We start from the raw sequence: 15006 nt of genomic DNA on the forward strand, positions 1-15006 counted from the left end.
TATTGTAGAAATGTATAAAAAATAATTGATGTGTTTTATTAATAATCAAATGAAAGGGAAAATCCAAATATTTTAAAAAAAGTATTTGACGAGTATCACCAAAATCAGCATAATACGCCCCGCAAAGCCGATATGGTTAGGCAAATTAAGGTAATGGCTACATAGCTCAGTTGGTTAGAGCACAACACTCATAATGTTGGGGTCGCAAGTTCGAATCTCGCTGTAGCCACCAAATTTGCGGGACTGGCGAAATTGGTAGACGCACCAGATTTAGGTTCTGGCGCCGAGAGGTGTGTGGGTTCAAGTCCCTCGTCCCGCACCATTTATCGCTTTGTAAGTCAAATAGTAGTTGGGGTATCGCCAAGCGGTAAGGCACCGGGTTTTGATCTCGGCATCCCTAGGTTCGAATCCTAGTACCCCAGCCATACTATCAAATAAATCTTCTTTATATCTAATCAAAGATTTCTCTGTTGGGGTATCGCCAAGCGGTAAGGCACCGGGTTTTGATCTCGGCATCCCTAGGTTCGAATCCTAGTACCCCAGCCATATTTTTTAAATTCTCATAGTTCTAATAAAAGCTAGTTTTTTTGCCTTATTTAAGGTTTTTTGCAATCCATATCCCAAACACGTTTATTTGTAATATAAAGTAATATTCTATTAATGCTATCTTGTTTTCCTGTTCATTTAGGAGAGCAATATGGAATTTTCTTTGCAATACATCATTATTTTCATTTTTGTTATTTTATTTGTAATTGGCTTATTTTCATCTAAATCAAGATCAACTCGTCGTAATGCAAAGAAGAGTCGTCTTTATCTTTCGACAGAAAACAAAATTAATATTGTGAATAAAAATGATCATCTTGGTGTCGTTATATTGAGTAAGTATAAAAGAAAAGCCTTGATGAATAAGAGTGAATATCAACTTTTTCTTCGTTTAGAAAAGTTGTTATCTAAAGGTTATCAAGAGTTCCGTTTATTTACTCAGGTTTCAATGGGAGAGTTTTTAGAATCAATAGATAAAGAAGCCCATTTTGCGATAAATAGTAAACGAGTAGATTTTTTGATTGTAGATAAGAAAGGCTATGCAGTAATAGTAATTGAATATCAAGGGCAGGGACATTATCAGGATAGTGCGGCGAAGCGTGATGCAGTGAAACGGGAGGCTTGTCGAAAGGCTGGGGTGATTTTTTTAGAATTTCAGCCAAACTATGGAAAAGCAGAATTAGAATTTGTTGTTGAAAATTTAAAACGTTATTTGATAAAAAATTAAAGTTTAGGTATTTATTAAGAAATAATTAAAATACTCAGAACAAAAAAGCTAAGACTGATATCTTAGCTTTTTTACTTTGTTCAAACTTGTAAATTACGCGCGTTTGAAGTCAATGTGAACCAATTTTGGCTTGAATGGGTGACGTTGCATTGCTTGTACTTTAACTGCAACTTCTTTGCCACCGATCACTAAAGTAATAACTTCAGAATAGAAAGATTCATGTGCTTGCGCGTTGTTTAATTCATCATGGTTTAAGATGATTGAAACTGGCTCTTCGCTGCCACCATAAACGATTGCAGGAATTTGACCATTGTGACGCAGGCGGCGGCTCGCACCCTTACCTTGCGCTGTACGAACTTCAGCGTTAAATTTAAATGCCATTTTAATGTTCTCTTTAAATTAATGTTAAAAGAAAGAAAATTGCAGGCGACCCAGCAATTTCCAAATATTGTTCTCAAAGACAAGCACTGGACACGCTTTGAGAGGGCGAATTATAGAATATCCCTCTTTTCAAAGCAAACTTTTTCTAGGTTTTTTACCCTGAAAAGATTAGAATGCTTAGCAGTTTTTTACGATATTTATAAAAAAATAAAGTAGGAAGATTATGGAATTTCTGATTGGATTTTTTACTGATTACGGCTATTGGGCTGTTCTTTTTGTTTTAATTATTTGTGGATTTGGTGTGCCGATTCCGGAAGATATCACGTTAGTTTCTGGCGGTGTCATTGCTGGGCTTTATCCAGAAAGCGTTAATTCACATTTGATGTTGCTAGTCAGTATGATTGGTGTACTTGCGGGCGATTCTAGTATGTATTGGCTTGGTCGTATTTATGGCACAAAAATTTTACGTTTCCGCCCAATGCGTAAAATCGTGACATTACAACGTTTAAGAATGGTGCGTGAAAAATTCAGCCAATATGGTAATCGGGTGTTATTTGTCGCACGTTTTTTACCCGGCTTGCGTGCCCCAATTTATATGGTCTCTGGCATTACTCGCCGTGTTAGTTACACACGCTTTGTTTTAATTGATTTCTGTGCTGCCATTATTTCTGTGCCAATTTGGGTTTATTTAGGGGAACTTGGCGCAAAAAATTTAGACTGGTTACATGCTCAAATTCAAAAAGGTCAAATGGTGATTTATGTGCTTATCGCTTTACTTGCCCTATTCCTTTTCTGGAAATGGAAAAAATCGAAAAAATAAGCGAAGTTATCAAACAAAAGAGCGGTTAAAAAATCCAGTGTTTTTTAGCCGCTCTTCTTATTTTAATATGCTATAAATTTCTTGCTTTCAGATAATTTTCCACTGTATCCACAATGGCTTGTGTTTGAGGATCAATTTCAATATTCACAATATCACCCACTTTGCGTTGCCCCATTAAGGTTCGTTGCAAAGTTTCAGGAATTAAATTCACACAGAATTGCGTGCCTTTTACTTCGCCAATAGTCAGACTGATTCCATCTACCGCAACAAATCCTTTCGTTAAAATATATTTCATCACATCCGCACTTGGCAATTCGAGCCAAATTTGTTGGTTATTTTCACTGGCAATAATATCTGAAATGGTTGCGGTGCAATACACATGACCAGATAACAAATGCCCGCCGATTTCTGTTCCCATTTGCATGGCTCGTTCTATATTTACATTATCACCTACTTTCAACAAGCCAAGATTCGTAATTCTTAAGGTTTCTTGCATGAGATCAAAGCTAACAAGCTCGCCGTTAATTTCAGTCACGGTTAAACATACACCATTATTTGCCACCGATGCGCCAATTTCTAGGTCTTTACGCATTTCAGGTGGTAATTTTACCACTTGTGTTCTAAAATTAGCCTTTTCTGTAATTGAATGAATAGGCGCAGTGCCTTGTACAATTCCAGTAAACATATTTTCTCCTTTTCTAAAAATTTTTCTTAGTATATCAAATTTATGAATTTTCGTCTTTTATCCCAATATCACGCTGATATTAAAAAATTAATTAAAATCTCTTTACCTATTTTGTTAGCGCAAATCGCACAAAACTCAATGGGATTAGCGGATACCATTATGGCTGGCCGAGTGAGTTCTACTGATATGGCTGCCATTTCTGTTGGCGCATCTATTTGGATGCCATTAGTGCTTTTCGGTCAAGGCTTATTATTAGCACTGCCTCCAACCATTTCTTATTTAAACGGTTCAGGCCAACGACATCGCATTGCCCATCAAGTTCGCCAAGGCATTTGGCTTGTGTTAGGCGTGAGTCTTCCTTTAGGTTTGCTGATTTATTTCTGTGAAATTCCGCTGCAATATATGCAAATGGAAAGCAAAATGTCAGATTTAGCACGCGATTATTTACATGCGATGTTGTGGGGATTGCCTGCTTATTTGATGCTGATTAATTTTCGTTGTTTAAATGATGGGATTGCTAAAACCAAGCCTGCAATGGTCATTACCTTTTTAGGTTTACTGCTGAATATTCCGCTTAATTACATTTTTATTTATGGAAAATTTGGTATGCCTGCTTTTGGTGCGGTGGGCTGTGGTATTGCGACAGCTATTGTGAACTGGGCAATGTGCTTAATGATGATGTTCTATTCCTACACGAATGCTCAAGAGCGCTCGCTAAAAGTATTTAGTCAATTAATCGAAATGCCGAATCCTAAAACCCTAAAAAAATTATTGCGTTTAGGCTTGCCCATTGCTATTGCACTTTGTTGTGAAGTGGCGTTATTTGCCCTCACTTCGCTAATGCTTTCTCCGCTGGGCTCAACTATTGTGGCGAGCCATCAAATTACATTGAATACCAGCTCTTTCATTTTTATGTTCCCCCTGTCAATTGGTATGGCAACAACGATTTTAGTCGGACAAGCATTGGGCTCTGGCTCTCCACAAAATGCGAAAAAAACGAGCTATGCCGCCTTATTATTAGGGCTGATGGTGACAATCATTACCGCATTAATTACGATTTTCTTCCGTTATGAAATTGCCTCTATTTTCGTAACCGATGAAATTGTCATCGCCATGGCGGCAAATTTATTATTATTTGCCGCACTTTATCAATTTTCAGATACCGTCCAAATGGTGGTTGGCGGCATTTTACGGGGCTATAAAGATACTAAAGTCATTTTATATATTACCCTTTTCTCTTATTGGGTAATTGGTGTGCCACTTGGTTATACGCTCGGTCGTACAGATTGGCTTGTGCCACACATTGATGCGAAAGGTTTCTGGATTGCCTTTGTGGTCTCACTCACTTTCGCCGCAATCTTGCTTGCTTTGAGAATGAAAAAAATGCAAGCCATGAGCGATAACGCCATTTTACAACGTTTAGAAAAACTCAAATAAGGAACTTTATGCAACTTCCAGCTTTACAATCTGCAAAACTCATTCGCCGTTACAAACGCTTTCTTGCGGATATTGAACTACCAACTGGTGATGTGATGACAATTCATTGCGCAAATACAGGTGCGATGACGGGGTGCGGTGAAAAAGGTGACATAATTTGGTATTCACATTCCGATAGTCAAACCCGCAAATATCCTCATTCTTGGGAGCTTACTCAACTCGCAAATGGACAGCTTTGCTGTATCAATACGCATCGTTCTAATCAGCTTGTCTTTGAAGCACTGCAAAATAAGCAAATCAAAGAATTAGCAATGTACGACGAAATTCATCCTGAAGTGAAATACGGCGAAGAAAATAGCCGAATTGATTTCTTACTGAAAGGTGAAGGCTTACCCGATTGTTATGTAGAAGTGAAATCCATCACCTTAGTGAAAGGAAATTTAGGTATGTTTCCTGATGCGGTTACTACGCGTGGACAAAAACATGTCCGTGAATTACTCGCAATGAAAAAACAAGGTCATCGTGCAGTAGTATTATTTGCTGGGTTACATAATGGTTTTGATCGTTTCAAAATCGCAGAATATATCGATCCCAAATACGATCGCTTATTAAAAGAAGCAATGGAACAAGGCGTTGAAGCCTATGCTTATGCGGGACAATTTGAAATTTCTAATGGAATTCCTACCGCACTTTCCTTAACAGAATCGGTGCCTTATATAAAATAATATTTTTTTGAGAATTATTTTCATTTACCTATTGACAAGGTTATTGATAACAATTATCATCTAACCATTCCAACAACAATATTAGATAATCACTCCAACATTCCCGCCTATTTCCCCACAAATAGGCGTTTTTTTTATTCACAAATCGCCAAGAATCCCTATAATAAAACCTTTCAAAAAACATAATTAGGAAATAATAATGACTGACATTAATACCGTTCTCGCGGAACTAAAGCGCGGTACTGATGAAATCCTTTCAGAAGCGGATTTAATCGAAAAACTGAAAGAAAATCGCCCATTAAAAGTAAAATTAGGCGCCGATCCAACCGCACCAGATATTCATTTAGGGCATACCGTTGTATTAAACAAATTACGTCAATTTCAACAACTCGGTCATGAAGTCTATTTCTTAATTGGTGATTTCACTGGAATGGTGGGGGATCCATCGGGCAAAAACGCCACGCGTCCTCCACTCAGCCGTGAAGATGTATTGCGCAATGCGGAAACCTATAAAGAGCAAATTTATAAAATTCTCGATCCACAAAAAACCAAAATCGTCTTCAACTCTGAATGGTTAAGCAAACTTGGTACGGAAGGTATGATTCGTCTTGCAAGCAACTACACCGTTGCGCGTATGCTTGAACGTGACGACTTCAAAAAACGCTTTGGCAACAATCAACCTATTGCCATCCATGAATTTATTTATCCATTACTGCAAGGCTATGATTCTGTTGCATTGGATGCAGATGTGGAACTAGGTGGTACAGACCAAAAATTCAACTTACTTGTTGGTCGTGAATTACAAAAATCAGCAGGCAAAAAACCACAGGTTGCGATTACACTTCCATTGCTCGTTGGCTTAGATGGCGAGAAAAAAATGTCTAAATCACTTGGTAACTATATCGGCGTAACAGAAGCACCAAGCGATATGTTTGGTAAAGTGATGTCCATTTCTGATGAACTGATGTGGGATTGGTATAACCTTCTTTCATTCCGTCCATTAAGTGAAATTGCACAGTTAAAATCGGAAGTGGAAAACGGCAAAAATCCACGTGATGTAAAAATCTTATTAGCAAAAGAATTAATAGCCCGTTTCCACAACGAAGAGGCAGCAAACGCCGCAGAACAAGAATTCATTAATCGCTTCCAAAAAGGCGCAATGCCTGATGAAATGCCTGAATTTACGTTCTCTGGCGAAATGGGTTTAGCCACTTTATTAAAAGAAGCAGGTCTTGTTCCTTCCACTTCAGAAGCAATTCGCTCTGCTCAACAAGGCGGCGTGAAAATCAACGGCGAAAAAGTCGATAACGTAAAAGACAATGCACCGAAAGGCACAAATGTTTACCAAGTGGGTAAACGAAAATTTGCTCGTGTAACGGTTGAATAAAGTAGATACAGCTAAATAAAGTAAATAAAACAATACCGCACTTTGGCAATAAAAGTGCGGTATTTTTTATTGAAATTTAACTTAGTTAAACATCGCAGAAATAGATTCTTCGTTGCTAATGCGACGAATAGCTTCTGCTAGCATGGAAGAAAGTGTTAATACACAAACTACCTAGAGCATCTTAAAATTCATTAAATATCAATATCTTAACTTCTTATCTTTACCTCCTATCTTTAGTGCAAATTTTAAACGGTCGCGAGGGAGTATACTCCCTCTTGTTCTCTCTTTACAGAGAGAACAAAACACCTTGGAGAAGAAATTTTTTCTCCAAAGTGCCTATATCTGGGATACTAAAGTTTATGTACTCATTAGAGGTAGGAAATAGTTGGTCGTAAGCCACAAAATATATTGTAGCTTGTGAAGTTTATTTTTAACTTAGAGGAGGATATTCTCATGAATAAACAATATACGTGTAGAGAGTTATTAACAAAAGTAATGAGAGGTAAACTCTATGAAAAGAAAGGAGAAAAATCGTTCTACACGTAAAGTAGAAAAATCAAAAACTGCATTTTCTAAAGAAAATGGTTCATTCGTTCTATGTGGCTTTAATGGTTTCTTCTTTTACAACAGAAAAGGAAAATCATTCCCTCTAGTTCTTTATTGTATCATTAAATATGCAGTCGGTTTTATAGGTTTTATTGGTGCAGCGAAAATTCTAGATTTATATCAGGTTTTCAGCTTATGCCCAATATAGCAAGAGAACCTAAGGAGTAAATAATCATATATTGCAATTATTTTAATTTTATCAAAAATGCAAAACGATCCTTGAGCCTGTATTTAGACACCTTGTCTAACTATTTAAGCCTGCGTTTTGTATCTAACGAAGCTGAAATTACTCACACTTAGACTAATTCTTTAACAAATTAGGAATGGTCTCAGAGACCGTAATTTCAGCTTTTTTACACTTAAATATCTTTATTAAATTAATCCAACATTACGCAGGCAACTCAAATGAACAAAATCTTTAAAACTAAATATAATTATCTCACTAAAAATTCTGTCGTTACATCAGAATTAGCCAAAAACAGAGGGAAATCTGGTTTGGTGAAAACCGCCTTAGCGATTGCTGCGTTGTCAACTTCCCAGTTGGCAACAGCTGTAGACTATGATCAAATCAGTGGCGATTTGCATAAAAATGCAGATGGTACATTAATTTATTCAAAAGGTGAAAAGATGTACACTTTTTATCATCTTGAAAAATTAGCTATTACAGCAGTTAATCCAAATACCACAGCATTGGCATTAGATTTAGATGCAATTGGATTCACGCGTTATTTTGGTACAGCTATTTATACGGGTAATATTATGCGAGGTGGAGTAGTTATTCCGGAATATGGTTTTAATCTTGTCCTAAACAAATATAGTTCCATTAAAGCCACAGGTGAAAATGGCACAGCGATAAAAGTGTTGGATGAGTTTAGAAAGGATAGACATGACCCTGCATTTTTAGCCTTATCTGATGAAGAGAAAGCCAAAAAAATTAAGGGACTTTATCCAAGGCTCTATGCCGATATTAGGATAAACAATTACGGTGCAATATCTTCCGAAAATGGCGATGCCATTGATTTCTCTGCCTTCAATCGTAAAGATTTATTTGGTGAAGTGGTTGAAAAGATTAACCGTAATCGCGGTGAAAAAGTAGGCTCATATGTAGATATTTACGGTGTGATTTCTGCTCCAGAAGATAAGGCAGCATTTATTGGTTCAGATCATGAAGATCGGCTTAGTTTGGAGCTAGGTAGTAAAATTGAAGGCAATATTTACTTAGGTAAAGGTGATGATGAACTTCATTTACGGGGTGGTGATATATCTAAAGTAAAAGTATTAGAGGGCTCTTATAAAAATAACCCTGATGCTTTAGATTATACGGAGGATAATTATCTTGATCTTAGGCAAGAATTAACGGGAAGCAGTGAAAGTGTAGGCACTTACGAAGATAAAGCAATTCGTAATTTTGGAAGAATTAGAATTTGGGAGGAAGGTATTTTAAATTTAACCGGAAATATGACAAGTAATTCTGGTAAAGTTGATTATATTCATATTTATAAAAATGCAGAGTTAAATATTGCCCCTAAAAATACCTCTTCAAATATTCGACTTGATTATAATGTTGGAAACAATCAAGGCATAATTGATCTTTCTAAAAATAATTTGCCTAATGATACTTTAACAATTAGTGGTGATTATGGTAAACCTGAGTGGTATAGTGATGAAAACACTGGTGAACTTCGCGTTAACACCTTCTGGCAAAACCCCGATATCCAACAAACTGATAAACTGATTATTGAAGGCAATCACGAAGGTACCACCACCGTTAAAGCCTACTACCAAGGCAACGAGAGCATTTTCGGTGATGTTACCCGTTCGGATGTAGAGAAAAACGGTGGCTTATTAACCCCTGTGGTGGAAATTAAAGGCGAAGAAAAGGGCAAATTTGAAGGCACTGCCCCAACCACAAACGCAGGAGAAGCCCAATTAGTGCGACATGGCAATAAGTATTATTGGACGTTAACGGCATTAGAACAACCTGCACCGCAGCCTGAACCTATACAACCTGTTCCACAACCAGAACCTGTGCAGCCTGCACCACAACCTGAGCCTGTACAACCTGCACCGCAACCAGAGCCAGTGCAGCCTGCACCACAACCTGATCCTGTTCAGCCAGTGCCGCAACCAGCGGTGCCAGCTAATAACGGTCCGATGATTTATGCGGAACAGATTGCTGGCTATGTACAAACTCAACGCATTGCTAGGGAGGCGTTATTGCAAGAAAACGGTAAATTGCAAACCCGAATGGGCAGCTTGCAAGCACCGTTAACACCGCAAACTTGGGCACGCGTAGGCGGTGGCTATACCCAAGAACAGGGCAAAGATCGTTTAGCTTATAAATCGAAAGCGAAATTTGTGCAAATTGGCTCAGATTTATTCGTGAACAGCAATGAAAATGGCGTTCGCCGTGGCGGTGTGATGGCATCGTTCAACCGTGCGGATAACAAATTCTACGATAAATATCACGCCCAAAATGGCTATATTGTGGCGGATAAATTGGTGGGCAAAGGCAAGTTAGAAACCGCAACACTAGGCTTATATTCCACTTGGTATGGCAATAACGGCTTGTATTTGGACACCACCGCAAATGTGGGCTGGATTGGGGCGAAATACACCGCACAAAACGGCAACAAAGCGAAAAATCACGGCTTCAGCTTTATGGCAAATACCGAAGTGGGCAAAGAAATTGCGATTTCTGCAGATGGCAGATGGAATTTTGTACCACAAGCACAACTCACCTTGCTTAAGACCAAAATGAGCGGATTTAATGACGGCATTCGTGATATAAAATCTACCCATCAAACCGTATTACGCGGACGTGTTGGGGCTGGTGTGAGCTTTAATGCCGAAAAAGGCAAAAACGCCAATAGCTTCTTTGCTTCACTGAATTTGGTGCACGATTTTATGGGCGCAAAAACAGAATTAGAGGTAGGGCGTGACCGTATTACCGAGCGTTATGCCCCAACCTTTGGTGAAGTGAGCATCGGCGGCGTTTTACCATTGGGTAAACAGTTATCGGCACAGGCAAATCTGAATTACACTCGTGCATTAAGCAAAACCAACACTTTGTTTAGCGGCAGCGGTAAGGAAGCTTATCAAGGATATGTTGGTTTGAAATATATTTGGTAATTGTCGTCGGCATATATTTTCCAAAATGGAGGACGACAAGGTTAAAACAAGCGGTCAGAAAATTCTGACCGCTTTGTAAAATTAAGGGCTAAGTTCTAGTGAGCTTAGCCTTTTCTTTTCCTTTTTCTTCTCCCTAGGCTTTTCTTTGTCCTCTTCGATTTTATTCTAGAATAACGCCCAATTATCGAAAACGTTTATGCGAATGTTATGGAGTTTATTCCAATTTTAAAGCTAACATCAAATGGTACTACTGTGACGCCAACAGGTTCGGCAGGTGTAAAAGGGCATTTGGCGAGAGCGTATCGCACTTTTATCTGTCTTACGATCTGCCTGCTGCAATTGTTCGCTTTATTGATTTTGTACAACCTAAATTAATGATCGTGATTGAAACTAAACGCTTTCCATATAATCATCAGACATAATCCAAGATCAAGGATGTTTATACTGGCTGGAGTGTACATGGTTTATCTAAAGTATGAGCCATCAGGGAAATTGTTATGATAGTTCAGCTATTGAAAGTTTTCTGGGAAAAATACAGTCATTGATTTTTAATTATCTCTAAATTAGAGAAGGCATTATGTATAATGAGAAGCTGATAAAAATAAGTTTAAAGAATTTGAGCTCTGTATTATACAGAGCTCAATATTTTAAGTAATTTATGAACAACCCACTTTATGGGAGCAGTTCAAAGTGCGGTATTTTTTATTGAAGTTTTAATTTAGTTAAACATCGCAGAAATAGATTCTTCGTTGCTAATGCGACGAATGGCTTCTGCTAGCATGGAAGAAAGCGTAAGCACGCGAACTTTACCGATCGCTTTCATTTCTTCTGATAGTGGAATGGTGTCAGTCACAACAATTTCATCAATGGCATCGCTGGCTAAGTTTTTGGCTGCTGCACCAGAGAAAACGGCGTGAGTTGCATAAGCAAAAACACGTTTTGCTCCACGTTCTTTTAATGCTTCTGCCGCTTTACAAAGCGTACCGCCAGTATCAATCATATCATCTACCAAAATACAATCACGGTCTGCAACATCACCGATAATATGCATTACTTGTGCTACGTTTGCACGAGGGCGACGTTTGTCAATAATAGCCATATCGGTATCGTTTAATAATTTAGCTACCGCACGAGCACGTACAACACCACCAATATCTGGAGATACAACAATTGGATTTTCAAGATCAGATTTTTTCAAAATATCGTGAATTAAAACTGGAGAACCAAATACGTTGTCTACTGGAATATCAAAGAAACCTTGGATTTGTTCCGCGTGTAGGTCGCAGGTTAAGACACGGTCAATACCAACAGTTGAAAGTAAATCTGCCACAACTTTAGCGGTAATTGGTACACGAGCCGAACGAACACGACGATCTTGGCGAGCATAGCCGAAATAAGGAATCACGGCAGTAATACGACCAGCAGATGCTCGACGTAATGCATCTACCATCACAATCAATTCCATCAAGTTATCATTGGTTGGCGCACAAGTTGATTGGATGATAAATACATCCGCACCACGCACATTTTCATTGATTTGAACTTGGATTTCACCATCGCTGAAACGTGCGACCGTCGCATCGCCTAGTGAAATATATAAACGTTCAGAAATACGTTTTGCAAGTTCAGGTGTTGCATTACCCGCGAAGAGTTTAATGTCAGGCATTTTATAAAACCTCAGGTTTAGATTGTCGATGAGTATAAGTTGATGATAGCTGCTTCAACATTGCGTGCAAGGGAGAAACATTGAGTCCTTTCGCAACAAAGCCAAAAAATGCTTCTGGTTTTTGTCTAAATACCGCTTGCGCTTCTGCTTCATTATCAAATTCAGCAAAAACACATGCTCCCGTTCCTGTTAATCTTGCCGGCGCATATTGTAGCAACCAGTTTAACGCTTTTTCAACGTTTGAATAATGATTTACCACAACTTTTTCGCAATCGTTTACATAAGATTCACTCAAAAGTTGTTCAAGGGATTTTTTCGGTGTATTACGTGGTAAATTTGGATCTTGAAATATGACAGCCGTCGATATTGAATCATCGGGTTTTAATACAACAAACCATTTTTCGGCAGGTTCACAATAAGTGATTTTTTCCCCGACACCTTCAGCAAAAGCAGCGTGTCCATGTACAAATATTGGCACATCCGCGCCTAGAGTTAATCCTAATATTGCCAGTTCATCAATGGATAAATTAGCTTGCCATAAATAATTTAACGCGACTAATGCGGTTGCAGCATTAGACGAACCTCCGCCAACACCGCCTCCCATTGGAAGAATTTTATCTAAATGAATATTTGCACCCAATTGAATATTGGCTTTTTCTTGTAAAAGTTTTGCAGCTCGATAAATCAGATTATCTTCCGTTTTCAGATTTGGAATTTCTGGTGTTAAAAGAATTTGATTGTCTTCTTCACGAATACTAATTTCTAACCAATCGCCGAAATCTAAAAATTGGAAAAGTGTTTGTAATTCATGATATCCGTTCGGCAATTTTCCGTTGATATAAAGAAATAAATTCAGTTTGGCTGGGCTAGGGAAGCGCAATGGCTTCCCATTTGATTGTGTTGTATTTTGACAAAGTGCGGTAGAAAATTGATGTGATTTCATTAATGTATTCATTAGTAAATCCACTCATCCACGCGAATTTTTAGAGTTTGTTTCGTGCTGTCATTTTTTAGCAGAATATTTTCAGGCATCGAATTATTTGAGTGATAAGTGAGATAATCTGCTGTCCATTGAGAACCATCCACATGATAAGTAAATGCGCCAAGTAAATGGTTGGTACCCACTTGATAATCTGCATTTATTGCCGGTTGGCCTTTCAGCCAATACGCTAAGTGTTCTAATGGCACATCCATGCCAATGATCTCTTGTAATAGTAGTTTCGCATTGGCTGCAGATTGTTGATTGCCGTTGTTATCGGAAATTGTCATCCCACTTTGATGCATTTGAATCCAAAGGGTTGATTTACTGATTAAAGAATAGAGTTTAAGCGTATAAGATTTTGGATTTTGGTATTGCCATTCAAAGCGGCTAGAAAAACGTTCTGTAGGACTGATATAACCAATTTGTCCTTTAGCTTGATAGGATTGAATTTTTTGAATCTTTTGTAGATGCTGTTGCCATGTGGCATCCGTTTTATCGATATATTGCACGTTAACTGGACGTTCAGCATCCATCGTACAGGCAGTTAGTATGCTGGTTACAAAAAGTGCGGTGAGAAATTTAAACGTTTTCATATTATTCATCAAGTTAATAAGCTCGCGTATTTTAAGGATTTAGTTTAATTGAGTAAAGTTACTTTTATTTGTTAATTTTTTGGTAATTCGTTTTTGTTTGTTTAACCGCTAAGATTCTTCGTTTCGTCAATTCATTTCTGATTTCTTGTTTCTCAAATCCATCTGCAATAACTTGCTGTACATCTACTTCATTTGCCGCTTGTAATAATTGATTGATGTAATCTATTTGTGGATAGTCTTTATTTTCAAAACCTGTTCTTCCTCGAGTATCAGCTAAACATACTTGTAGAAATTCTTGAAAGCGTTGTGGTTTTCTCCACACATCAAAACGATTAAACAGCGTTATGACGGTTTCAGCTCGAAGCTCAAAGGCTTTGTGAATATGCGTATGAAATTCACAAGTCAGTTCTGCAAGTTCTTGAAAATAACTTGGGACTTTCAAGCGTTTGCACAATATTCTAGTCGGTTTTATGCCAGCTTGCTCATGTCCATAATGATGAGGAAGAATATTTTGAGGTGTAAGAGCCTTGCCAAGATCATGACAAATTGCGGCAAAACGGACCGCACTTTTATTTAGGATAGGATTATTTTCAGTCAAATTAACCGCTTGTTTTAATACCAACATGGTATGAATAAAACTATCCACTTCTGGATGATGTTTTACTGGATTTGGCACGCCATAAAGGGCATCGATTTCAGGAAATAAAACGCTTAATGCACCTGTTTTATGTAAGGTTTCAAAATAAATTTCAGGATTTTTTTCGTTTAAGGCTTTTTCTGTTTCTAGCCAAACGCGTTCCGCCGTGAGATGTTGTAATTCTCCCGATTGGGCAAGTTCCGCCATTAGGGATAGCGTTTCCGAGGCAATTTTAAAACCGAGAGAATGATAACGGGCTGCAAAGCGTGCCACACGCAAGACACGTAAAGGATCTTCTGAAAAAGCAGGAGAAATATGGCGTAAAATTCGATTTTCTAAATCTTGTTTTCCACCATAAGGATCGATAATTTCACCGTCTTCGCTTTGAGCCATCGCGTTAATAGTGAGATCTCGTCGAATTAAATCTTGTTCTAATGTAATTGTTGGGGAGAAATCACAAATAAAGCCAGTGTAACCTGCTCCAGCTTTGCGTTCTGTTCGGGCAAGCGCATATTCTTCTTTTGTTTTAGGATTGAGAAAAACCGGAAAATCTTTGCCTACTTGTTGATAATCGAGAGAGAGTAGCGTAGCAGGGACTGCGCCTACCACAATCCAATCACGATCTTTTACCGGTAAACCCAATAATTGATCGCGAACAGCCCCACCAACCAAATAAACTTTCATT

General features: G+C 38.1%; 13 protein-coding genes, 4 tRNA genes and 1 pseudogene. 12 read left to right on the forward strand and 6 right to left on the reverse strand.

The genetic code is table 11. The features are described from left to right. The first annotated feature begins 155 nt into the window (after window positions 1-155). The 5 genes from DV417_RS05175 to DV417_RS05195 all read left to right on the forward strand — a co-directional run bounded on the left by DV417_RS05175 (window position 156) and on the right by DV417_RS05195 (window position 1270). Window positions 156-232 (forward strand) — tRNA-Met (locus DV417_RS05175). 5 nt (window positions 233-237) lie between these two features. After that, window positions 238-322: transfer RNA gene (locus tag DV417_RS05180), tRNA-Leu, on the forward strand. 28 nt (window positions 323-350) lie between these two features. After that, window positions 351-425, forward strand: a tRNA-Gln gene (locus DV417_RS05185). A 46-nt stretch (window positions 426-471) separates the two neighbouring features. Continuing rightward, a tRNA-Gln gene (locus DV417_RS05190) sits at window positions 472-546 on the forward strand. 151 nt (window positions 547-697) lie between these two features. Next, window positions 698-1270, forward strand: a complete 573-nt coding sequence (locus DV417_RS05195) for a DUF2726 domain-containing protein (RefSeq protein ID WP_118878971.1) — start codon at window positions 698-700, stop codon at window positions 1268-1270. A gap of 93 nt (window positions 1271-1363) precedes the next feature. Here DV417_RS05195 and rplY read toward each other — a convergent pair whose 3' ends face one another. Next, a complete protein-coding gene (gene rplY, locus DV417_RS05200) occupies window positions 1364-1651 on the reverse strand; it encodes a 50S ribosomal protein L25 (RefSeq protein WP_005633680.1) in 288 nt (95 codons plus the stop codon). 223 nt (window positions 1652-1874) lie between these two features. Between rplY and DV417_RS05205 the strand changes: the two genes are divergently transcribed. Next, complete coding sequence (locus DV417_RS05205; RefSeq protein WP_046943171.1) at window positions 1875-2471, forward strand: DedA family protein; 597 nt, start codon at window positions 1875-1877, stop codon at window positions 2469-2471. Between the two features lie 70 nt (window positions 2472-2541). Here the strand turns inward: DV417_RS05205 and DV417_RS05210 are convergent, their stop codons facing one another. After that, window positions 2542-3156 (reverse strand): riboflavin synthase subunit alpha, encoded by a 615-nt coding sequence (locus tag DV417_RS05210; protein ID WP_118878973.1) that lies wholly within the window; start codon window positions 3154-3156, stop codon window positions 2542-2544. 42 nt (window positions 3157-3198) lie between these two features. On the opposite strand from DV417_RS05210, the gene hmrM reads away from it, so the two are divergent. The 6 genes and pseudogenes from hmrM to DV417_RS09610 form a co-directional block, all read left to right on the forward strand. Further along, window positions 3199-4593, forward strand: coding sequence for a sodium-coupled multidrug efflux MATE transporter HmrM (hmrM, locus tag DV417_RS05215; RefSeq protein WP_118878975.1), 1395 nt, complete (start codon window positions 3199-3201; stop codon window positions 4591-4593). A gap of 8 nt (window positions 4594-4601) precedes the next feature. Further along, complete coding sequence (gene sfsA, locus DV417_RS05220) at window positions 4602-5318, forward strand: DNA/RNA nuclease SfsA (protein ID WP_118878976.1); 717 nt, start codon at window positions 4602-4604, stop codon at window positions 5316-5318. A 199-nt stretch (window positions 5319-5517) separates the two neighbouring features. Continuing rightward, window positions 5518-6705, forward strand: a complete 1188-nt coding sequence (tyrS, locus tag DV417_RS05225; protein WP_005668340.1) for a tyrosine--tRNA ligase — start codon at window positions 5518-5520, stop codon at window positions 6703-6705. Between the two features lie 511 nt (window positions 6706-7216). Continuing rightward, window positions 7217-7459 (forward strand): hypothetical protein, encoded by a 243-nt coding sequence (locus tag DV417_RS05230; protein WP_118878977.1) that lies wholly within the window; start codon window positions 7217-7219, stop codon window positions 7457-7459. 257 nt (window positions 7460-7716) lie between these two features. After that, on the forward strand, window positions 7717-10443 hold the full coding sequence (locus tag DV417_RS05235) for an autotransporter outer membrane beta-barrel domain-containing protein (protein ID WP_118878978.1): 2727 nt from the start codon (window positions 7717-7719) through the stop codon (window positions 10441-10443). 246 nt (window positions 10444-10689) lie between these two features. After that, window positions 10690-10847: pseudogene (locus DV417_RS09610) on the forward strand (glycosyltransferase N-terminal domain-containing protein); the annotation flags it as partial. Between the two features lie 314 nt (window positions 10848-11161). Here the strand turns inward: DV417_RS09610 and DV417_RS05245 are convergent. From DV417_RS05245 to DV417_RS05260, 4 genes are all read right to left on the reverse strand, one after another. Then, window positions 11162-12109 carry a ribose-phosphate pyrophosphokinase gene (locus DV417_RS05245; protein WP_046939176.1) on the reverse strand — a complete coding sequence of 316 codons (948 nt, stop codon included), beginning with the start codon at window positions 12107-12109 and terminating at the stop codon, window positions 11162-11164. A gap of 1 nt (window position 12110) precedes the next feature. Then, complete coding sequence (gene ispE / locus DV417_RS05250) at window positions 12111-13052, reverse strand: 4-(cytidine 5'-diphospho)-2-C-methyl-D-erythritol kinase (protein ID WP_118879073.1); 942 nt, start codon at window positions 13050-13052, stop codon at window positions 12111-12113. An 11-nt stretch (window positions 13053-13063) separates the two neighbouring features. After that, window positions 13064-13684: a lipoprotein insertase outer membrane protein LolB gene (gene lolB / locus DV417_RS05255; protein WP_032825167.1), complete on the reverse strand. Its 621-nt coding sequence runs from the start codon at window positions 13682-13684 to the stop codon at window positions 13064-13066. 64 nt (window positions 13685-13748) lie between these two features. Continuing rightward, the gene (locus DV417_RS05260; RefSeq protein WP_118878979.1) at window positions 13749-15005 is read right to left on the reverse strand and encodes a multifunctional CCA addition/repair protein; all 1257 of its coding nucleotides are present in this window, start codon (window positions 15003-15005) and stop codon (window positions 13749-13751) included. Window position 15006 lies beyond the last annotated feature (1 nt).

Origin of the sequence: Haemophilus haemolyticus (assembly GCF_003490935.1) — a bacterium.
GTDB lineage: Bacteria > Pseudomonadota > Gammaproteobacteria > Enterobacterales > Pasteurellaceae > Haemophilus > Haemophilus haemolyticus_M.